Here is a 22,440-nt window from a genome sequence, read left to right on the forward strand (position 1 = left end):
AGTGCTGATTCTCCCCCATTTGCTGTGGGAAAATCGGTTGTTTTTGGTGTCGAGATATCCGGTAGTTCAATAATAGTTCTTAAATTTGTAACATATTTATCATTTATTTTGATACTTTCGTCCGATATAAAAGTGTAAAGGAATGACTGGAGGGAATCATACCGAATGAAAGTATTTAATATTTGTAAGAAAATTAGCCTAGTGACCAATATTCGTATCCTTGTTGCGATTGGTTTACTGTTCAGCTTGATTATGAGTGGGCTAGGAATGTATTTTATGAAAGATATTAATGATTCATCTACGTTAATTAATCGAAATGTCGTAGACCCATTAGTGAAAGCAAATAATTTACGTTCAGACTTTTATAAGCTAAGATTTGCTGTTCTGCAAACCATAAGTGAGTATGATGCAAAAAATTATGACGAGATTGATAAGCTGTACAATACTGTTTTAGCTTCGGAAGCTGATTACTTTACGAATCGGGAAGAAAATGAGTTTGACCGAGAAAAGAAGACGCAGATTGATCAATTATTACGTGGCTATTTTGAAAATTGGGTGACGATTCGCGATACGTATTTAAAGGCAAACAACCCAGTCCTGCAAGATGTTAAGCAGACCTTTGCCGAGTATGCGATTAAGTTGGATAATAATATAAATGATCTCATTCTTTACTTAACAACAAATGGAGACAAGCTAGACTCAGATGCAACAGAAAAATATGAGAACGCATGGAGCTACTATGCTATTTTAATGGGATCTGTTATTTTTATCGTCGTTTTGGTATCATATATACTTTCTACTTCTATTAATAATTCAGCTAAAGAAATGATTCAGTACTGTGAAGAATTTGGAAAAGGGAATCTTACCATTAAGATTGAGGAAGCTGACAATACGGAGTTTGGTAGAATGAGAGGGGCATTGGCGAATGCCGTCGTAAATACCTCAGCAATGATTGATACTGTACAACGAAAATCAGATGACTTAACAAAGGCCTCACATAATTTAAGTGCTATATCGGAGCAGCTAAGTGCGGCGTTTGAAATCGTCTCACAATCTGTCCATGAAACCTCTACTGGGGTGGGAGAACAAACCAGAGACCTAGTAGCGATCGCTGAGACCATGGCTGAATTTGGCGAACAGCTAACGGAAATTGTCCAATCTATTCAAGTAGTCGATGGATTAACTCGCGATATTCAAGACGTAGCACGCGAAAGCGACATACATATGAATAAAGCTGCTCAATCTGTGGAGCATACCAATGAAGTCTTCTTAGGACTAATTAGAAATATCACGAAAGTAAATGAGAATGTAAACAAGATTGATGAATTTACAGGTTTAATTAATACAATAGCGGATCAGACTAATTTATTAGCCTTAAATGCAGCAATTGAATCGGCGCGTGCTGGTGAACATGGAAAGGGCTTTGCAGTAGTAGCAAATGAGGTGAGAAAGCTAGCAGAACAATCTCGCATTTTCTCCCAACGCATTAGTGACCAGATTGGAACGATTTCTAAGGATTCCGAGCATATGCTACAAACAGCAGATGAGATGCAGATGGAAATGTATACGCAGAAGAACGATATTGCTAATGCATTGCATTCCTTTGCCAACATTACAAAAGCTGTAGAAGATATCGGTCCGAAAATTCATCATCTAAGTCAAAGTGCCGGCCATATCCTTCAAGAAAAAGAAACTATTTCTGCAAGAGTAGAAAATAGTACGGCCGTTGCGGAAGAAATATTTGCGAAAACAGAAGAGATTGCCAGCACTTCTGAACAAACAACAGCTTCCTCACAGGAAGTGGCTACGACAGCAGAGGTTATGTCAGAAATGACCAATGATATGCAGGCAGTAATGAACAATTTTAAAGTATAAATGTAATCAGGAAATATAGATAGAGACAGGCGCTCGACAGTTGGCGCTTGTCTCTTACTCTATAGAAGCCTTACAATGAGGAGTGTACTATGTCTAAGCAGCGTTGTTTGCGACAGATATAGAGTGCGAGCAGTCCTCATTAACAAGATTGCTCCCAGCCGCTTGATTGGACGTAGATATATGGGAGGTATTTAGCATGGAAATGGAAAAATGGCGTTATGTGGTGACTCCGCCTATGTCACCTGAAATGAATATGGCAATTGACGAAGCCATTTTAACTTTGCACAGCCAAGGAAAAGTACCGCCTACCGTTCGTTTTTATACATGGAACCCGGCGACTCTCTCTATCGGTTATTTTCAAAAAATGGAAAAAGAGATCAATATTGATGAAGTGAAGCGCCTTGGACTTGGATTGGTTCGACGCCCGACAGGAGGACGAGCAGTCCTTCATGATGCTGAGCTTACCTATAGTGTGATAGTATCTGAAGACCATCCGCAGATGCCAAAAAGCGTCACAGAAGCTTATAAGGTAATTTCCATGGGCTTATTACATGGATTTCAGAAGCTAGGGTTAAAAGCGGAGATGGTGTCGCTTGCTACAGAGGAGGAGAAGGCAAAATATAATTCTCCAGGCTCGTCTGCATGCTTTGATTCCCCTTCCTGGTATGAATTAGTGGTAGAAGGAAAAAAAGTAGCAGGCAGTGCACAAACACGTCAGAAGGGTGTTATCCTACAGCATGGCTCCATCTTGTTGGATATGGATGTTGATTTGCTATTTTCTCTGTTAACCTTCCCGAGTGAACGTGTCAAGGAACGGATGATGAATAGCTTTAAACAAAAAGCCGTTACGATAAACGAAGTAAGCTCAAAACCTATTTCTTTAGAAGAAGCGATTGAAGCCTTTTATCAAGGGTTTGCCGAGGGTCTGGGCATTGAGCTTATCCCGATGGATTTGACAGCTGAAGAGCAGCAATTGGCGAAAGAATTAGCGGAAAATCGTTATCGTACGGATGAATGGAATTTCCGCCGATAGAAGCACCTGAAGCCACTTTTCTTGATCTATAATCAAACACAATGAAGCTTTTGGAGAAAATAAACATAAGCGGAAGCAAAAAAATACTGTAGGCGTAAGAAAAAGCCGTTCCCTCAAACATCAACGAGGAGAACGGCTTTTTTACTAGAAAAATACCTTCGCATATAAAAAGAGGGCTCTTTTTATAAAAGATGTACACCCTGTCTTTTACTTGGTGATGCTATTACGGTCAATAGCGATGTGCTCTTCAAAGGCTTCTTGTAAACGTCGAACGATAGTACCCACTTTACCATCTCCTACAGGCGTACCTTGAAGCTCAATGATGGGAGTTATTTCGCTTGTAGTACCAGTAATGAATAATTCATCAGCCATTTGAGCAAAATTCACAGAAAATACTTCTTCTACTACCGGGATGCCCAGAGTTTTGGCTAATTGAATAACAGTACGCCGCGTAATCCCGTGCAAAATTAGGTTAGTAGCTGGATGGGTATGTATTTTGCCATCTTTCACAGCAAATAGATTAGCTGAAGTAGCTTCCGTAATGGTTCCATTTCGGTGAAGAATTGCTTCGTCTACTCCTTGCTCTGTCGCTTGCTGTTTAGCCCAAGTGGCCCCGAGCAGATTAAGACTTTTAATATCACAGCGCAACCAACGAATGTCATCGACAAGTCCAGCCCTTAACCCATTTTGCATCTGTTGAATCGGGCGTAATTTAGGTACAGCATACATCGTTAAAATAGGGCGGGTATTTGACGGGAATGTAAATTGCCGCTCTGACACGCCACGAGTAATTTGCATGTAAAGGATTGCATCTTCAGAAAATTGCAAGGAATACTGTCTAAGGACTTTATGAGCAATTTCGGTTAATTCTGTGCGAGTTGGGATCGTTAGAGAAAGCTCCTTTGCACTGCGTTCCAAGCGAATCATGTGCTCGTCCCACTGATAGAAGCGACCATTATAGATACGCACAACCTCATAAATTCCGTCCCCAAACTGATAGCCTCGATCCTCTGGAAAAATAGCAGGCTCATCGGGTTTATACCAAACTCCATCTACATAATACATGAAAGTTCCTCCCAAGGGAATAGGATGATAGTAACACAATATCTAGTGATAAATGTCGAAAAAAATTCTTATATATTCAATATATTGATTTGCAGGCAGGCGTATGGTATCGTTAAAACCGTCTTACATAAAGATAACAAAATGATCTGAGAGGGTCAATTTGAAATATATTTTGGAGGGGAAAAGACCGTGGGTTTAGTAGAACATAAGCCATTAGAAGGGTTAAGTGAAAAGATCTTTTTGGACCGTTATGCAATGAAAGATCTGGATTACATAAATACAAAGGTTGGAGATACCGTTCTCGTATTAACCAAGGATGACCCGAAATTTCCGCAAAAAGAAGTGGGTGAAATTGTTGCCCTGGAGAAAAATCAAGTATCCATTCTACTAAGAAACGGAGAAACCATTACCACAACGGTAGAAAAAACGACCCGTCCAATTGAAGTAACGCCGGAAGCAATGTGGGATCGCTTGGCTCGCGCAATTGCTTCTGTAGAGAAGACAGAAGAAAAACAAGCAGAATGGACAAGTAAATTTCGTGAATTGCTAGACGATTGGAAATTAGTACCAGGCGGCCGCATTGCAGCAGGTGCAGGAGCAAGCGAAGAATTAACCCTCTTTAACTGCTATGTAATTCCGTCACCGCATGATTCACGAGGTGGCATTATGGATACGCTGACTCAAATGACAGAGATAATGTCACGTGGAGGCGGTGTTGGTATTAACTTATCCAGCCTCCGTCCTCGGCGTGCGTTGGTACGTGGAGTCAATGGTTCCTCAAGTGGCTCAGTATCCTGGGGCGGCTTGTTCAGCTATACCACAGGTCTAATTGAGCAGGGTGGCTCACGCCGCGGTGCTCTGATGCTAATGATGAATGATTGGCATCCAGACCTTATGGAATTCATTACGGTAAAACAAACGATGGGGCTTGTTACAAATGCCAATCTATCGGTTTGTATCTCCAATAGCTTCATGAAAGCTGTAAAAGAGGACTTAGACTGGGAGCTCGTGTTTCCAGATGTAAATGATCCTGATTATGATGCATTGTGGGACGGAAACATGAAAAAATGGCGCGAGGAGCTAGGTAAACCCGTCAAATTGGTTAAGACCGTTCGTGCCCGGGAGATTTGGCATACCATCATTGAATCTGCATGGAAATCGGCTGAGCCTGGGGTTGTATTTACAGAGTATTATAATGACATGTCTAATAGCTGGTATTTTAACCCAATCATTTGCACGAATCCGTGCGGGGAACAAGGACTTCCAGCTTGGGGCGTATGTAATTTATCCTCGTTAAATCTATCTAAATTCGTTCTGGATAACGAGGTAGACTGGACAAGCCTAGGTGAAGCTGTTCGTTATTCGATCCGTTTCTTGGATAACGTAATTGATGCGACTCCTTATCATTTTGAAGAGAACAGAGAAAATCAGCAGTCAGAGCGTCGTGTAGGATTAGGAACCATGGGTCTTGCCGAAATGATGATTAAATTAGGGATTCGTTATGGCAGTCCTATGTCTTTAGATTTTTTGGACAAGCTTTATAACTTTATCGCCCGCGAAGCATACTTGGCATCTGCTGATATAGCAAAGGAAAAAGGTAGCTTTCCTAAATTTGATGCTGAAAAATATCTCATGAGCGGTTTTATGAAACAGTTTGATGAAGAAGTACGAGAAGCAATACGTGAAAAAGGAATTCGCAACGTAACCTTATTAACACAGGCACCAACGGGGTCTACTGGAACGATGGTAGGTACATCTACAGGGATTGAGCCGTATTATGCATTCGAATACTACCGTCAAAGTCGCCTTGGCTTTGATAAACAGTACGTGCCGATCGCTCAGGAATGGATGGATGCCCATCCGGGTCTAGACCTGCCAGAGTATTTTGTTTGTGCGATGGACTTAGCCGCTGAAGATCATGTACGTGTTCAAGCTGCAATTCAAAAATGGGTGGACTCTTCCATTTCGAAAACAGCTAACGCTCCACACGATTTCACAGTAGAAGATACAAAGAATCTGTATGAACTGGCGTTTGACTTAGGTTGCAAAGGGGTAACAATCTATCGAGATGGCAGCCGTGATGTACAGGTATTGTCTACGGAGAAAAAGGAAGAGAAGGTAGGGGCAAGTAACGATCAAGCATCAGCGAAGGAACAAAAGGACTCAGAGCCCAAAACAAGCCAGGAAGCTGCGTCTGCTGGTCAGGATCAGGGTGTGAAAAGCGGAAGGGATGGAGCTACAGAACGTGCTTATAATAAACGTCCGAAACGTTTAAGTGGTGCTACCTATAAAATGAACACACCTCTTGGAAAAGCGTATATTACAATCAACGATGTAGATCATGCTCCGTTTGAAGTGATTGTGAATGTAGGAAAAGCTGGAAGCGATGTGTTTGCAATGTCAGAGGCTTTAGGGCGCGTATCCACCTTATTCCTACGTTTTGGAGAGTTACCAGATGGCAACAAGGCCCGGTTGTTAATTAAACATTTAAAAGGGATTGGTGGCTCAGGAGCAGTTGGTTTTGGAGCAAACCGTGTGGAATCCATCCCAGATGCTGTAGCAAAAGCATTAGAAATGCATCTTGACGGGGAAGACGAGCATCAGGCAGTAGCAGCTACTAGCAGCTATTCAATCACCTCAGCTCCAGATAAAGAAGAGGTGCATCACGACGTATACGGCGATGCTGATCACAAAGACTTCTGCCCATCATGCGGCTCTGCGACATTATTGCATGCAGAAGGATGTAAGACATGTACAACTTGCGGATTTTCCAAATGCTCGTAATGTTATAGACCGCAGTGCAGTGATCACGATCCCTCAAGCATAAGATTTGGTTTCGATCAAACGGCTCTATTCGCAGCTTTTGCGGTAGAGCTGTTTTTTCATTTCTAATTGGCAGCAGACCTTTGCAAAATGCCGCTGAAATGGGACACTTCGAAATTGTGAAATATTTATTGAAGCATCCTACGATTAAGGATCAATATGGGGAACGACCGTACACAGAAGCGGTCTATAGAAGGTATTCACCAAATGAAAAAATTAATACTTCAGCGAGTAAAGACCCCCTAATCAGGGTCTTTTTTATGTTTACCTATCATGAATACAGGAATTATTGACTTAATTCTGTAAATACTACTAATCTCTTAGCATGTTCTTGGGTTTTCTTATTAAATTTGCCAGAGCAAGTGACCAGATTCAGATTAGAGGTATTTGACTCGCCGAAAATTCTCTCTAAGGGAGCTTCTTTCGTTTTAAAAGTGGTTACTTCTTTGACTGCATAGATAAGCCGATGGTCGTTTGAATCTGAGACGATAACATGATCGCCATGCTTTAATTTTTTTAAATGATAAAAGATCGCTGGACCCGTGTAATGATCAAAGTGACCAGCAATAACAGCATTTCCCTTTTCACCTGGTTTTGTCCACGGAGATAAAATGCCTACTTTATCAAATGCCTTCGGAACATCCATATTTCCTTCCACTGTTATTCCTACTGTTTCTATTGTTGTATCCAATCCAATAGAGGGAATTTGTAGGCGATTTGGTATGAAGGATGCTGTTACCGGTTTTCTCTGTGAAGTTGAAGAGGAACCAGTTGTTGTATTTGATTGCTTTTCTTCAACATGAGGAAAGGCTTGATCCCTAGATAGAGAATGGGGGATGGCAGGCTTTTTTTCCGGATTAGCGGAGCCTGAACACCCTGAAAGGATACATATCAGTAAAGCAAGGAAAAATATTCTCATCTTACATACCTCTTATTCATAACAGCATTACTTATTTAATTGATTGAAAATATTCCATCAGGGATTCGTTTTTACATAAAACATTCCCTGATGGAAAAGACTGAAAGAGTTTTTACTGTTTAGTTACTTGCTCCACCCATACCTGTTTTAGGCATTCCTTTAATATGGAATTTGTGATGTTTTTTATGAGACATTGTTTTTGCCTTGTGGTGTTTCTTGTGAGACATTGTTTTTGCCTTGTGGTGTTTCTTGTGAGACACTGTTTTTACCTTATGGTGTTTATGATGTCCTTCTTCCATAGCGAATACGGAAGCATTAGAGAACACAAAACAAATAGCAAGTGTTACAGCTGCTAATTTTTTCATTTTATTCGTCCTTTCAAGGTTTAATGGTGTACTACATTTCATATAGTCTCCACTTGGCAAAGGGATATGACAGTAAAAAATTCCTACAAACGTGTCCATTTTGGTATCCTTTATAGAAGAAAAAGTTATCAAAGCGAAGCATCTGTGATTGGACTAATCTCTACATTTCGTATCGTAACTGGTAAATGAATCCTAAATACTCCTGAGAATCAATGGATATCCTATAAAATGAATTATTTTTATGGCCCACAGGGAAATAGAACAAGTTATACCAGTAAAAGATCGGATAAAATACGAAATGTAGGGGACTCAAAATGAAAAAGGTATTTTGGATTCTTGTAGCTTTGACCATTATGTTTATAAATAATACAGAAGAGGTTAAAGCGGAGCATGCAGAAATTGAAAGCTTGTTACATAGTATGTATAACGAACGTTCCAAAGCAATGATCACGAAGGAGCATGAGGCAATCAAGCATCATTATCTTACTACTTATAAAAGCAGTCGATCTGCACTAGAACATGAAAGAAATCGGAGTACGTATATTCATACATGGGGATCAAAAAGAAACCTATCATTTATAGATGCTGAAAGTAAAATTCAAATTGTAAATATTAAGCGTATAGGAGCGAAAGCAAAGGTTTTTTTAAAACAATCACAACTAATCACGTACCAACATAATGGTGTTCCCTTTCAACCACAAAAATTTGGAATTGGAACGCGACATCTCCTAACTTTAGAGCAAAAAGATAGCAAATGGTACATTGTGAAAGAATGGTATCTGGACCCTTTAGAGGAAAATCCGAATTTAATTCCTGTATCAAAAAAATTCGTTACCAAAGAAGAGTTAGCCGCATATAAGCAAAGAAAGAAAAAAATAAGATATAACCGTGAGAAAGCGGTTGCTTACGCGGAAAAGTATGCTGGTGCAGCCCCTATGGCAGGGAACAATCACCGATACAACCGGAAATACGCAGATTATACATATGAAGGAGGGGACTGTACCAATTTCACTTCTCAAGTGCTGGGGGACCCGCTAGAAGGTGGAGGACTCCCTATGAATGGAGGATGGTTTTATAGGAAAGGTGGGAGCGTTGCTTGGATCAGAACCGATGCCTTGTACCAATTTCTTATTCATAGTGGGTACGGGAAATTAATTGCACGAGGGACATATAAAGAGGTAGCGAAACCGAACAAAAAATTTCCTCAAGGTGCCCTTTCCCATCTTGAACCAGGCGATTTGATTGCTTATGAACTTGAAGGGAATATTGATCATTTCTCCATCGTAACCGCTAGGGATGATCAGGGCTATGTATTAGTAAACTCTCATTCCGCTGATCGTTATCATGTACCGTGGGATTTGGGATGGGATAAGAAAACCAAATTTTATCTGATCCATATCAGAGATTAACAGAAAGAATTTATGGAATAACATGGGACAGCCCCACATACACATCTCTTAATGAAAACTCTTCATAAGGAGTAGACCTATGGGGCTGCCACTTATCATACGTCAATTTCTTTTACGTAGTGGTCTTCTATTTCTCGTCAAAATAATTGGTGCAATCGGACGTATTTTCTTATTTCGGATTTTTGGCGCAGAAGGTATGGGATTGTATCAAATGGTGTATGCCTTTTATGGATTTGTTTTAACCTTAGTAACAGCAGGGCTACCTACCTCTTTGTCCTTAACAACAGCCAAGGATGTTCATAAGGGTATGTATTTTCTAAAGGTCTCCCTAATTCTTACGTGCATTTTAGGTGGAAGTGCAACGATATTATCATACAGTTACGCTGAGATCATTGCTGATTGGTACGGAGATTCGAAACTAACTGTCGCTATTCAACTCCTGTCACCTGTTTTTTTGTTTGTACCTCAGCTCCATTTATTCCGCGGCTTTTTTCAAGGAGTTGAAATATACGGTTCTATTTCCTTTTCTGAACTGCTAGAGCAATCAATGCGAGTTATTACGATGCTTGTTTTAGCAAATATTTGGATTTCGTATGGAGTATCAGTTGCGGTTGGAGGAGCGGTGCTTGGAGCTGTAGTGGGAGGATTGTCAGCTCTTCTTTTTTTTATCGGGATCTATCTTCTACAGCGCAAGAAGCTGCGTTACTTGAGTCTACCTTCACGTTTTCATCATAGTACTGAAACCTCGATTTTTTTAAAAATGTCTGTAAGTGTGCTGGCAACTAGGCTGTTACTTCCATTAACGGATTTTATAGACTCGATATTAATTCCCAACCGTCTCATGCATTCAGGTTTAACTGCTCATCAATCTACCAGCATTTATGGGGAAATAACAGGTATGGCATTAACCATTGTTTATTTACCTTCGATGGTTACATCTGCATTTCTGCATGTGATTATTCCTAAAATTGCGGGGAATTGGGAAAAGAATAATGTGGGGCAATTTAGAAGCCGTGTCAACAAATCTATGAAGGTTGGCTGGTTATGGGGAATTAGTGCATCCTTGTATTTCTTTTTGTATGGTCAAAACATTTCACAAGCGATTACGGGAGATGCTTCCCTTGCTTATTCTTTGATTAGTCTATCTTTGATTCCTTTTTTATCAGGGATTCGAGACATTTCCACTAACATACTATGGGTGAAAGGTCGAAAAAAAGGACCGTTAGTAGGTGTAATAGTAGGCTCTATTATTTCAATCATTATCAACTATTGGCTGGTTGGAATTCCCTCCTTTCAATACAGTGGGATTGTCATTGGAATTGTATCGTTTGAACTAGCTTCTCTACTTTGGAATTTGCATTACATGCGACGTTTTTTATCATGGAAAATAGTAATCGAGTCCGGTGTATTCATTGTTTTTTGCTATACAATTGGACGAATGCTAGAAGGTTTTCCTTTATTCATTCATGTTGTACTTTACTTTAGTTGTGTGTCTCTTTACTTTTTTCTGCGTTTTTCCCGGCGAATAATCTATATGTAGTGCATTTCAGCTTGTTGTGTTCTGAAGATAGTGATTTGGTTGGAAAGCTTTTACTAGTGGAAAGTATCGATTACTTTGGTAGGATTGTGTGAGGAAAGAAGGGAGGATATAGGTATGGTTTCAAGTGTAAAACTCAGCTCAATCCTAACAAAGTCCGTGCTTATTTGTTCCATTGGTCTTTCTTTTACCTGTGGTACTGCTTATGCAACTGGAATAAATAAAGAAAAGCAAAACGGGACAACCAATCATAGCTCTACAATAACTGTATCAAAACCGAAATGGGAAGATACGGCTGATCATATTATTTCTCTAGGGAAAACCTATATGGGAACCCCTTATGTTTATGGTGCAGAACGTTTTCAAGATAAAACCTTTGATTGCTCTTCTTATGTACAATACCTGTATGGGAAATCTGGCATCTCACTCGGCTGGCACGCTAGAGAGCAAGCGAAGCAAGGGACATGGATTCCATTTGATCAAATCCAAAAGGGAGATCTTTTGTTTTTTGCAGATGAAAAATTTCCTAATGAAACGGGTCTAAATAAGGTTAGACATGTTGGGATCTACATGGGAGATGGGAAAATCCTCCACACCTATGAAGAAGGAATAGGTGTAATTATTAGTGATTTCCAAAATGATAAACTAGAGGACGACTATTGGTATAACTACTTTCTTTTTGCAAAAAGAGTTATTCCTGAAGCAACTAAATAAATCAGAACTGAAATTTGATGTATACCTCATGAGACCAAGTAGCTCCATGTATTGATTGGAGATCTGGTTGAATGAGGTTTTTTTATGAGCAAAAGGAGGTATCAAGGGGAGAGGAGCGTTAAAGGATGACGATAACGTAACATAGCAAATTTTCATGCAAAAGACTTGCTACTGATCGGGTATATGTATTTATTCTCTTGGTCAAAACTGTACGTGAGGTGAGCAATCATGCATGAATATATGGACACGATAGGGAGAACAATCCTTTCCTTTGGTCTGCTTTTACTGGTAGCCAGAGTTCTAGGAAAGCAGACCTTATCTAACATGACGTTTCACGATTTTGTGACAGGGATTACACTGGGAGCAATTGCAGCCAATCTAGCTTTTAATGAAAAAATTAAAATGATGGAATTGATTTTGTCTTTAGCGGTATTTTCAGGAACTTCTTATCTTATGTCAAATATAGCTATTAAAATACAAAAATCAAGAAAATGGATATCGGGAGCGCCGACCGTACTTATTGAAAATGGGAAAATTTTAGAGGAGAATATGAGGAAAAATAAATATACGATGGATTCCCTTAACCAATCTCTTCGGCAAAAAGATATTTTTAATCTCCAAGAGGTTGAGAATGCTGTTGTAGAGACTAATGGAAAATTATCTGTACAAAAGAAAACAGAATTTCAGAGTGTAACTAAGAAGGATTTGCAAATTTTCACAGGAGGGAAAGAAAAATTTCCGATAGAGCTAGTTATGGAAGGGCAAATATTAGAAGACAATTTACGCCAAAATAAATTATCAAAGGACTGGTTGCATAAAGAAATCAAACGGATTGGAAAGGATCTAGATGAGATTTTCTATGCTGTAAAAACCACAAACGGGACAATTGTTTTTGATTTTTACGCAGATCACATAAAATCTCCGATTGATAAAGAATAGTAGTTAAAAAAATTCTTTTACAGTAAAAAGACAACGGGATTCCTTCGTTGTCTTTTTTTCTATGTTTTATTTCCTCTATGCAATTAATGATTTACATCGTTTACTAGTTCATCAAATTGCACCTATTGATAAAAATAATCCAAATTATTTTTATTGTAAAATATTGTAAAAATTAATAATATAATATATGTTAGTAATAGATGGTATTTTGTAGAAAAAAGTTTGCATATGAAAGGAGGTTCTAGGTGGTAGCTGTCTTGTTCTAGGTGTGTTGTTTACCCATTATGTTTTGCCCGGGTGTATCATCATTCAAATCCAAATTGATAGGAGGAGAAGGAATATGAAAAAAGCGATGTTGCTCTTGGTTATTTCATTGATGACGTATGCCTGTTTCGGATTTTTACCTGCTGTTGGGGCAGAAGAGTATTCGGAAAATAACAACAAAGAACCGATCATCCTAGTAAATGGATTTCTAGGCTGGGGAAGAGAAGAGGTACTTGGTTTTAAGTATTGGGGTGGATTTCATGATATACAGGAAAAACTAAAAACAGATGGCTACCAAGTGTTTACCTCGGCTGTAGGGCCTGTTTCAAGTAACTGGGATCGTGCTTGTGAGTTGTATGCTCAAATAAATGGGGGAACAGTGGATTATGGAGCGGCTCATGCCGAGGAACATGGACATGCCCGTTTTGGACGTACGTATGAAGGATTTAATGTGAATTGGGATGAGAACAATAAAGTGCATCTAGTCGGTCACAGTATGGGCGGACAGACAAGCCGTACTCTTGTCCAATTGTTAAACGAAGGTAGTCGTGAGGAGCAGGAATATAAAAATCAACATCCTGAAGTAGAATTATCTCCTTTGTTTGAAGGCGGCAAATCATTTGTTCGGAGTGTTACAACACTTGCTAGTCCTCACAATGGGACAACCCTTGCTGATGGTGTAGGGACGTTTATTCCATTTGCTAAGGATCTTCTTGTTGCTACTGCTTTTTTTCTACATAGTGCAGACTACACGGTGTATGACTTTAAACTGGATCAATGGGGGATTAAGAAAAAGAAGGGCGAATCGGTTGTTAGCTATTCAAAGCGTGTATGGAATAGCCCCATTTGGAGTGATACCAAAGATACCTGCCAATGGGACCTTAGTACAGATGGGGCCCGGGAATTGAATAGCTGGGTAAAAACGCAACCAGATGTCTATTATTTTTCTTATAGCGCCAGCGCAACAAAGCCAGGAATATTGACAGGAGTGCATATCCCCATCCTATCAATGAATAAAGCATTATTGGGAAATGCGCTATTTATGGGATCATATTTGCGAAACGATCAAAATCGTCCGATTATTGATGAATCATGGTGGGAAAATGATGGGGTTATTAATACAAATTCTATGATCGGTCCAGAAACAGATGAAATTGTTCCATACAGACAGAAAGCACAAATCGGTAAATGGAACTATTTGGGTAAAAAAGCAGGCTGGGATCATCTCGATCTAATTGGATTAAGTATATCTGATTCACTTGGCTTCTCGGATATTACGATGTTTTATAGGGACATTGCTAAGCTGGTAACAAAATTACCGCATAATGAGGTCGATTATTGAAGGCGTTTTCATTTTGGGTAAGTCAAATGGAATAGATCATTTGCTTTTCAAGAGGATTGTTTTTTAAACATTCCTCTCTTTCTATTTTCTCAATGATTCTATGAACAATCATCAATCTAGATCAGAGGTACAATCATTTGCATAGCTTCTCATGACTAAATCTCAATTGATAGATTGATTAACAATAAACACACTTGACATATAGGTTATATTTGCTAAAATAAGTACTGGCCAACAGGTGATAATGATTATCAATATCGTATTTTTGATGCTTTTTGCAATTTTTTATTGTACATAAAGGTGGTTATACTGATGTCAGAAGAAGGAGCGGCTCATTCTTTATCCAGAGCAGTAGATAAAGCACCGCGTTATATGGTTGCAAGTATGATGCTCACGATTGGTGTTTTCCTGCTAGTGCTCGGATTTTTACTGTCTATTTCATATGGTGCCGCAGACGTCGGGTTCCGAGAAGTATGGGATATGATCTTTTTTTTCAACTCTGATTCACCTGCACATCTACTCATATACGAATTGCGAATGCCAAGAGCATTAAGTGGAATTTTTGTCGGCGCTTGCCTTGCGGTATCTGGATCAATTATGCAGGGAATCACTCGTAATCCATTAGCAACTCCTTCCATTATGGGCCTGTCACAAGGATCAGGTCTGGCGATTGCGATCGCTATGATTCTCTTCCCAGCAATTAATTATTTTGAAATGGTTATTTTTTCTTTTAGTGGAGCTGCGGTTGGGGTCATGGTTGTTTACGCAATCAGTGCGCTGTCACCAGGAGGGATGTCACCAGTTAAGCTTGTTTTGGCTGGTACAGCGGTAAGCACTCTATTTGGTGCTTTATCAACTGGGCTAGCCATTTATTTTAAAATCGCTCAGGATATGAGCTTTTTTGCAGCGGGCGGCTTAACAATGGTGCGATGGGATGCGATTGGCATGATTTTGCCAGTAAGTGTCGTTTGCCTTCTATTGTCGATTATGCTGTCACGCTATGTAACGGTTCTTAGTTTTGGTGAAGACGTAGCTATTGGACTTGGGCAACGAACCATGTTGATTAAGACATGCTGCACGATAATCGTATTGTTCATGACAGGGGCAGCAGTATCTGTTGCAGGGGGAGTTGGGTTTGTAGGATTGATTATTCCCCATATCATGCGTTCGATTGTTGGTGTTGATTATCGGTTGATCATACCTTGTTCGGCAGTATTTGGTGGTGTACTTGTTACCTTTGCAGATATTGCAGCAAGATGGTTCAACTCGCCATATGAAACACCAATTGGTACTGTTACAGCTGTTATTGGTGTACCGTTCTTCCTGTATATGGCTCGTAGGGAAGGAAGGAGTTTATGATGCAATCAATTTTATACAGACGCGCGCCTCTCATCATGGGATTGCTTGTTGCGATGATTGTTACAGTAATCTTAATTAGCTTGAATTCAGGTTCAATTCCTATTTCCCCATTGGAAGTATGGGAGACGTTTTTAAATGGTGGAACGCGTCAGCAAGAAACGGTACTCTTTCAGTTTCGCATGCCACGTTTGGTCATTGCTTTGCTCATTGGCAGTGGACTCGCGGTTTCTGGTGTAATTTTACAGGGCTTATCTCGAAATGCATTGGCAGACCCGGGTATTTTGGGGATTAACGCAGGAGCTGGATTGGCTGTAGTGCTGTTCATGTATTTTGCATTTGAAACAAAGAATATTAAGAATGTTCTGCCTGTTATGATGATTCCGATAGTTGCTTTAATAGGAGCCGGTGTTACCTCATTGCTTATCTTTATGCTTGCGTGGAAGCGAGGGATTACTCCAATTCGCTTAATTCTTGTAGGGATAGCAGTTTCGGCTGGAATCGGTGCGATAAATACTGTTGTGTCATTAAAGCTTGCTTTTGCAAATTTTATGTATGCTACAGTCTGGCTTGCAGGTAGCCTGTGGGGAACCAGTTGGACCTTTGTTATTGCCATACTTCCATGGATTCTCATTCTTGTTCCGTATGCGATATGGAAAGCTCGATATCTGAATGTACTTAATCTAGGCGATGAATTAGCAACTGGTGTTGGAATGAGAGTAGAACGAGAGCGTGGAAAATTAATTTTTGTGAGTGCCGGACTTGCTGGAGCTTGCGTTGCGGCTGGTGGAGGTATTGGGTTTATCGGACTGGTTGCACCACATATCGCCCGCAAACTGGTTGGACCGAAGCATCAATTTCTCATCCCTACTGCTACGCTTGTGGGGGCATTACTGCTATTGTTGGCCGATTTAGTAGCACGTAATATACTAACGCGTACAGAAGTTCCAGTTGGTATCGTAATCTCTGTTCTTGGGGCGCCCTATTTCATCTATCTTTTAATGAAAACGAAAACCTAACAAGCTACTAATATAATATTCTTTGGGGTTTTTTGTAGTAACTCGTAGGGCACATCTTGTGCTTATAGATAAAAAAGGAGATCAATCTATGAAACGTTTCATGAATGTAATGATTATTTTTGTACTATTGTTTGTTTTTGCAGGTTGCAGCCAGAAGGAATCGGCTTCAGTAGCAAGTAAGCAGGAAGGAGCATCCCAACAAGCAGGGGACACTGAGTTTAAAACGGTAAAAACCTCCCGCGGAGAAGTGAAAATTCCTGTACATCCAAAACGTGTTGTTGACCTTGCTTATGCAACCGAAGAATTATTAATTATGGGGATCAAGCCTGTGATGTCTACTTCAGGCCCTGATTTGCCGGATTATTTAAAAGGGAAGCTTGACGGAGTAGCGTTAGTTGAAACTAGTTCAGTTAAAGTAGAAGACGTAATGGCCTTACAACCGGATTTGATTCTTACAAGCAACCGCACTGAAAAGCTTTACGATCAGCTTACGCAAATTGCACCAACCGTTCAACTGGAAGGAGACTTTTACACTTGGCGTGAAAGATTCCCGGAAATGGCAAGTATTTTAGGCAAAGAAAAAGAAATGAACGAATGGCTTGCTCAATATGATGCAAAAGCGAAACAAATTGGGGATGAAATTAAAAAGCAATCGAAGGATGCAACCTTTGCTCTATATGTAACAAACGCTTCCCAATATCGTATCTATGGTAAGGCGCTTTTAGGAGATGTTTTATTTACTGATTTAGGCTTGCCTATGGCAGAAGGAGCTCCGAAAGAAAAGCTTGTAGAAATCGTATCGCTTGAAAATCTGTATAAGTTTGATCCAGACTATATTTTCTTAGGATTATACGGTAGCAATCTCGCTGTGGCACAGAAAAAGCTGGATGATATGCAGAAATCAGAGCTTTGGGGTAAGCTAAAAGCGGTTAAAAATGGACATGTTTATATGCTAGACAACCCTACATGGTCTCTTGGAACCTTCCCGCTTGGAAAAGAGAAAGCGATTGAAATGGTTCGTGATCTTGTTTTAAAAAAAAAGAACTAAAGAGTTTATTTCATTCAATGAAGCACGATAAAAATATGTGCTAGAACGTAAAGCTACCTTTTCTTTATGGAAGGTAGCTTTTTACGTTTCACCATGAAAGAACTGTTGTGAGAACAACAAGAATGAAGGAAGATAGATAGTGAATCAAAAGATGATAGGTCTTATTAGTTTTGTTTCGGCGAAGATACATAAACGCTTAGATTGATAGCTAAGGATAAAAATGACCAATAGAAAAAGCAGTAGGTTATACCTACCGCTTTTTTCATTCTACGTATTTCGTTTTCCTGACATTTATTATAACGATATTTTGAAATAAGTAGCATAACTCGTGTGAGTTGCTAGTGATGCAAGGTGAATAACCACTAGGATGTCTTGAATATAGCTTCTTCTTTCTCATTCAGTGGTTTTATGATACTAGCTTTTTTGGCATTCGATGAAAAACGTGGAAAGTTAATCACGATTGACACGATACCGCAAACAGCAACTAGCAATGGATAAAAAGCAAATGGCAATAGTTCGATTGGTGAGAGTGCAGCAAATCCTGCTGCTGTTAACATTTGAGCCCCGTAAGGAATGATCCCTTGTACGCTGCACGAAAATAAATCTAGTAAGCTTGCAGATTTTCTTGGATCGATTTCATATTGATCTGAAATATTTTTAGCAAGCGGACCTGCGAAAAGGATAGCGATTGTATTATTAGCTGTGCACATATTTGTCAGGCTCACAAGACCAGCAATACCAAATTCTGCGCCTTTTTTTGAGCGAATATTACGCGTCAATACATGTAATAGATATTGAATCCCGCCATTATGTTGAATAATCTCAATCATTCCACCAATGAGCATGGTTAGCAATACAAGCTCCATCATTCCACTAATCCCTAGTGTCACATTTTTGAAGAAAGTGGCAAGTGTGTAGCTTCCATCTATCATTCCGATGACACCTGATAAAACAGTTCCTCCCATTAGAACCACAAGTACATTCCAGCCAAGCAAGGCCGCAAGCAGCACTCCTGCATAAGGTAACACTTTGACCCAATTGAAGGTTCCAACTGTAATATTTGTATGACTTCCTAATGTAAGCACGATTAATAGGATGCAAGTTAAAATGGCCGCTGGTAATACAATTAAAAAGTTGGTTTTGAATTTATCTTTCATTTCTGTTCCTTGCGTGCGTACTGCGGCAATTGTCGTATCCGAAATAAATGATAAATTATCTCCGAACATAGCTCCTCCGACAACAGTAGCCATTGTGAATGCAACAGAGATATCAGTCTGTTGGCTGATTCCTACGGCAATTGGAGCTAATGCAGCAATAGTTCCCATGGATGTCCCCATTGCTAGTGAAATAAATGATCCGATTACAAATAAACCAACAACTAGAAGACCCTGAGGCAAAACGGAAAGGGCTAGGTTTACGGTAGCTTCAACACTACCCATACCTTTAGCTGTTTGAGAAAACGCACCAGCTAATACAAAAATTAATAACATAATAACGATATTTGGATTGCCTGCTCCTTTAGCAAATCGTTCTACCTTTGTGGTAAAACTGTCTTTTCGGTTCATGACTAATGCCACCGTACTCGCGATCAAAATAGCAACAATGATAGGTAGCTGATAAAAATCTCCAGTAATAATTCCAGAGCCAATAAATAGTGCTAAAAATATACCAAGAGGCAATAAAGCCAACGCACTTCCTTTTGTCTGATTCATCAATAACACCCTCTCTATTTCTACCTTTTTCTGAGAAAAAATGAAGAAGACCTCTTCTCGTGAGAAGAGGTCTTATATGGGATAAGAATCACTCTTCTCATCTTTCAAGCACATGCTTGCTGGATTTGGCACAGCACTCTAAATACGAGTCCGCTGCCGAGGCATCAAAGGGCCAGTCCCTCCGCCTCTCTTGATAAGAAGGTTTCATATTTTATTCTCGGATGCTTAAGCTTTTTCTACTTTACTCTTTTCTGAGAAAAATGTCAAATATTTTTTAGTGAAACTTAAATTATGCCGAGGATACTACAGCCTAGCTCCATTTTTTATCATCAATAGATTCTTAAGAAAGACTACTCCGCATATAGGAATGCTTGTACTTGTAGGTAAGCCGGTAATCCCCGATTCCAGTTGATAGGTTAGCAATAGGAGTAGCAAATGGAAATATCGCCCATCAAACGGTATAATAAAAAAAGATGTAATGAAAAAGGGAGTGAATTTGAGTGAAGCAGGATATCATAGAGCGTTTTACAAGATATGTACAGATTGATACACAATCCAATGCACAGAGTCAGACAGTTCCGTCTACACCAGGTCAGCTAGAGCTGGGTAAATTGCTAGTTGAAGAACTAAAGGCGATGGGACTTTCAGAGGTTACGATGGATGCAAATGGATATGTCATGGCGACACTCCCTACAAATACGGATAAGCAGGTTCCCGTAATCGGCTTTTTATCCCATCTAGATACTGCCACGGATTTTACAGGCAAAAATGTTAATCCGCAGGTTCACGAAAATTTTGACGGTAAAGCCATTACGCTAAATAAGGAACGGGGCGTTGTTTTATCACCGGAATTATTTCCAGAGCTACCGTCCTACAAGGGTCACACATTGATTACGACCGATGGGACAACCTTGCTTGGAGCAGATGATAAAGCGGGTATCACTGAAATTATGACCGCCATGGATTATTTGCTAAAGCATCCGGAAATTAAACATGGGAAAATTAGGGTGGCGTTCACTCCTGACGAAGAAATCAGTAGAGGGCCGGCTCATTTTGATGTGGCAGCTTTTGGTGCGAAATTTGCGTACACAATGGACGGAGGGCCACTAGGTGGCTTGGAGTATGAAAGCTTTAACGCCGCAGAACTCAAGCTTACTTTTAAGGGAGTTAGCACGCATCCTGGAACAGCCAAAAATAAAATGCTAAACGCTAGTAAGCTAGCAATGGAATTCCATGCACAACTTCCTGAAGAAGAGGCGCCAGAGTACACAGAGGGCTATGAGGGCTTTTACCATCTTAGCTCAATAAACGGTGATGTCGAACAAAGTAAATCTCAATACATTATTAGAGATTTTGATAAAGATCATTTTCATGCCAAAAAAGAGAAAGTAACAAGCATCGTGAAAAAGATGCAAGAGAAATACGGCGAAGAAAATATCAGCTTTGAACTCAATGATCAATACTACAACATGCGCGATAAAATTGAACCGGTTAAGGAAGTTGTTGACATTGCCTATGAAGCGATGAAAAACCTCAATATCGAGCCGGTAATCAGCCCGATCCGAGGTGGTACGGATGGCTCTCAATTATCATATATGGGTCTGCCAACGCCAAATATTTTTACTGGTGGGGAAAATTATCACGGTAAATTCGAATATGTTTCTGTAGATAATATGGAAAAAGCTGTTCAGGTTATTATCGAGATAGCTCGGTTGTTTGAAGAAAAAGCATGATGAAAGCAAGCTAAAAAGAAATCAAATCCCCTTGGAGTCAACAATTATGAAGTTCCATGCACGCATGGATTCGTTATTGTTGAGCAAAGGGGATTTTGTTTATAAATATGTACTACATAATCTTAGTAATCCCATCAAAATAACGCCGAAAATGACAGTAATGGCAAGGCTTTTCGTCCGCAAAGCTAATAATAGAGTAGGAACTATCGCAATGAGTGTTAGCCAATTCACTCCGATTGAATCACTGCTTTTATCAATGACACTCTCCACAACGAGGGCTGTGAGAATACAAATAGGTATAAAAGAAAGCCATTTAAGTACAGGGGCAGGCAATTGTAAGTTACGGACCACTAAAAATGGCAGAATACGCGGAATTACTGTTACAAATGTACAACCGAGTATGAGAAGAAGAATGGATAGATTAAGGCTCATTTATCAGTCACCACCCCAATAGTAGCTACAATAACCGTCGCTAAAATGACTGCAACGTGTGAAGGGACCAGAAAGGATAAAACCAGCATAGCTATGATCATATATACAACAAGACTGAGAGAATGCTTGAGCTTTGAAGGCTCCATAGATTGCAATTGCAGGACAAGTAAGGCTACAAACATTGCTGTTAAAGCAAAATCCAATCCAAATACCATCGGATTCGTAATCCATTTCCCAAGAATAGCTCTTAGCATGCACGATAAGATCCAAATGATATAAGCGGTAAGATTTAGACCATTCATCCAGCGATCGTTTATCTGCTCTCCCTTTGTAATCTTATTGATAGCAACACCGAAGGACTCATCTGTAACCAGTGCGCCGATTCCGATGTTTTTGAATAAAGAATATTTGGTGAAGGAGGGAGCTAGAGTTGCGCTTAATAAAAAGTTGCGTAGATTTACAATAAAAGTAGTTACAATAATGGCTGAGTAGGGACTATTCGCTGCTAATAGGGCACAAATGATAAATTGAGCTGACCCGGCATATACCAAAGCCGATAATAAAGTAATTTCTAAAATGCTCAAGTGAGAAGAGACACCAATTACTCCAGCTGCTAATCCAATACTAATGTAGCCCAACAAGGTAGGGATACAATCCTTAACGCCTTGGCCGAATGTAGGGGCATTAGCTTCCTTCATCCTGGTTTCTCTTCCTATATTCATCTCCAGTGTAACCACTCCTTTGCAGTATTTTCCCCCTTATCTATGGAAGGGAGGTTGTGACTTTAAAAAATATTAAAACAACATTGTGGTTTTGTTAAAAATTACATTTTATCAAGTATATTGAAAATTAGCA

18 protein-coding genes and 1 riboswitch are annotated in these 22,440 nt (G+C 39.7%); of the genes, 12 read left to right on the plus strand and 6 right to left on the minus strand.

Annotated elements, in window-relative coordinates; all coding sequences use genetic code 11:
- Positions 1-165: 165 nt before the first annotated feature.
- Positions 166-1,875 carry a methyl-accepting chemotaxis protein gene (locus GOP56_RS00915; protein ID WP_163244242.1) on the plus strand — a complete coding sequence of 570 codons (1,710 nt, stop codon included), beginning with the start codon at positions 166-168 and terminating at the stop codon, positions 1,873-1,875.
- Positions 1,876-2,077: 202 nt separating this feature from the next.
- The gene (locus GOP56_RS00920) at positions 2,078-2,908 is read left to right on the plus strand and encodes a lipoate--protein ligase family protein (RefSeq protein ID WP_173645590.1); all 831 of its coding nucleotides are present in this window, start codon (positions 2,078-2,080) and stop codon (positions 2,906-2,908) included.
- Between the two features lie 207 nt (positions 2,909-3,115).
- Here the strand turns inward: GOP56_RS00920 and dat are convergent, their stop codons facing one another.
- On the minus strand, positions 3,116-3,973 hold the full coding sequence (gene dat / locus GOP56_RS00925) for a D-amino-acid transaminase (protein ID WP_163244243.1): 858 nt from the start codon (positions 3,971-3,973) through the stop codon (positions 3,116-3,118).
- A 189-nt stretch (positions 3,974-4,162) separates the two neighbouring features.
- Here dat and GOP56_RS00930 point away from each other — a divergent pair, with 189 nt between their 5' ends.
- Positions 4,163-6,757 (plus strand): adenosylcobalamin-dependent ribonucleoside-diphosphate reductase, encoded by a 2,595-nt coding sequence (locus tag GOP56_RS00930; RefSeq protein WP_163244244.1) that lies wholly within the window; start codon positions 4,163-4,165, stop codon positions 6,755-6,757.
- Between the two features lie 325 nt (positions 6,758-7,082).
- Here the strand turns inward: GOP56_RS00930 and GOP56_RS00935 are convergent, their stop codons facing one another.
- Positions 7,083-7,715 carry a class F sortase gene (locus GOP56_RS00935; protein WP_003337975.1) on the minus strand — a complete coding sequence of 211 codons (633 nt, stop codon included), beginning with the start codon at positions 7,713-7,715 and terminating at the stop codon, positions 7,083-7,085.
- 119 nt (positions 7,716-7,834) lie between these two features.
- Entirely contained in the window at positions 7,835-8,080 is a 246-nt protein-coding gene (locus GOP56_RS00940; RefSeq protein WP_163244245.1) for a hypothetical protein, read from the minus strand.
- A 314-nt stretch (positions 8,081-8,394) separates the two neighbouring features.
- Here GOP56_RS00940 and GOP56_RS00945 point away from each other — a divergent pair, with 314 nt between their 5' ends.
- The 8 genes from GOP56_RS00945 (at position 8,395) to GOP56_RS00980 (ending at position 17,708) form a co-directional block, all read left to right on the plus strand.
- On the plus strand, positions 8,395-9,489 hold the full coding sequence (locus GOP56_RS00945) for an amidase domain-containing protein (RefSeq protein WP_022585039.1): 1,095 nt from the start codon (positions 8,395-8,397) through the stop codon (positions 9,487-9,489).
- A 79-nt stretch (positions 9,490-9,568) separates the two neighbouring features.
- Positions 9,569-11,029, plus strand: coding sequence for an oligosaccharide flippase family protein (locus GOP56_RS00950; RefSeq protein WP_163244246.1), 1,461 nt, complete (start codon positions 9,569-9,571; stop codon positions 11,027-11,029).
- Between the two features lie 114 nt (positions 11,030-11,143).
- The gene (locus GOP56_RS00955) at positions 11,144-11,740 is read left to right on the plus strand and encodes a C40 family peptidase (protein ID WP_163244247.1); all 597 of its coding nucleotides are present in this window, start codon (positions 11,144-11,146) and stop codon (positions 11,738-11,740) included.
- Between the two features lie 228 nt (positions 11,741-11,968).
- Complete coding sequence (locus tag GOP56_RS00960) at positions 11,969-12,679, plus strand: DUF421 domain-containing protein (protein WP_163244248.1); 711 nt, start codon at positions 11,969-11,971, stop codon at positions 12,677-12,679.
- A 376-nt stretch (positions 12,680-13,055) separates the two neighbouring features.
- Positions 13,056-14,285: a lipase family alpha/beta hydrolase gene (locus GOP56_RS00965; RefSeq protein WP_233882818.1), complete on the plus strand. Its 1,230-nt coding sequence runs from the start codon at positions 13,056-13,058 to the stop codon at positions 14,283-14,285.
- Between the two features lie 312 nt (positions 14,286-14,597).
- The gene (locus tag GOP56_RS00970) at positions 14,598-15,644 is read left to right on the plus strand and encodes a FecCD family ABC transporter permease (RefSeq protein WP_096887305.1); all 1,047 of its coding nucleotides are present in this window, start codon (positions 14,598-14,600) and stop codon (positions 15,642-15,644) included.
- Complete coding sequence (locus GOP56_RS00975; protein ID WP_174250646.1) at positions 15,641-16,660, plus strand: FecCD family ABC transporter permease; 1,020 nt, start codon at positions 15,641-15,643, stop codon at positions 16,658-16,660. Before GOP56_RS00970 ends, GOP56_RS00975 begins: the two co-directional genes overlap by 4 nt.
- 88 nt (positions 16,661-16,748) lie before the next feature.
- Positions 16,749-17,708, plus strand: a complete 960-nt coding sequence (locus GOP56_RS00980) for an ABC transporter substrate-binding protein (protein ID WP_003344183.1) — start codon at positions 16,749-16,751, stop codon at positions 17,706-17,708.
- A gap of 362 nt (positions 17,709-18,070) precedes the next feature.
- Here GOP56_RS00980 and GOP56_RS00985 read toward each other — a convergent pair whose 3' ends face one another.
- On the minus strand, positions 18,071-19,420 hold the full coding sequence (locus GOP56_RS00985) for a Na+/H+ antiporter NhaC family protein (RefSeq protein WP_163244249.1): 1,350 nt from the start codon (positions 19,418-19,420) through the stop codon (positions 18,071-18,073).
- 94 nt (positions 19,421-19,514) lie between these two features.
- A riboswitch (SAM riboswitch) is annotated at positions 19,515-19,620 on the minus strand.
- A 300-nt stretch (positions 19,621-19,920) separates the two neighbouring features.
- Here GOP56_RS00985 and pepT point away from each other — a divergent pair.
- Positions 19,921-21,153, plus strand: coding sequence for a peptidase T (pepT, locus tag GOP56_RS00990; protein ID WP_163244250.1), 1,233 nt, complete (start codon positions 19,921-19,923; stop codon positions 21,151-21,153).
- A gap of 99 nt (positions 21,154-21,252) precedes the next feature.
- On the opposite strand, the gene GOP56_RS00995 is transcribed toward pepT, so the two are convergent.
- Both GOP56_RS00995 and GOP56_RS01000 read right to left on the minus strand, forming a co-directional pair.
- Positions 21,253-21,585: an AzlD domain-containing protein gene (locus GOP56_RS00995; protein WP_003337960.1), complete on the minus strand. Its 333-nt coding sequence runs from the start codon at positions 21,583-21,585 to the stop codon at positions 21,253-21,255.
- Positions 21,582-22,283: an AzlC family ABC transporter permease gene (locus GOP56_RS01000; RefSeq protein WP_163244251.1), complete on the minus strand. Its 702-nt coding sequence runs from the start codon at positions 22,281-22,283 to the stop codon at positions 21,582-21,584. Before GOP56_RS01000 ends, GOP56_RS00995 begins: the two co-directional genes overlap by 4 nt.
- Positions 22,284-22,440 lie beyond the last annotated feature (157 nt).

It is taken from the genome of Brevibacillus sp. 7WMA2 (assembly GCF_010748895.1).
Taxonomy (GTDB): domain Bacteria; phylum Bacillota; class Bacilli; order Brevibacillales; family Brevibacillaceae; genus Brevibacillus_B; species Brevibacillus_B halotolerans.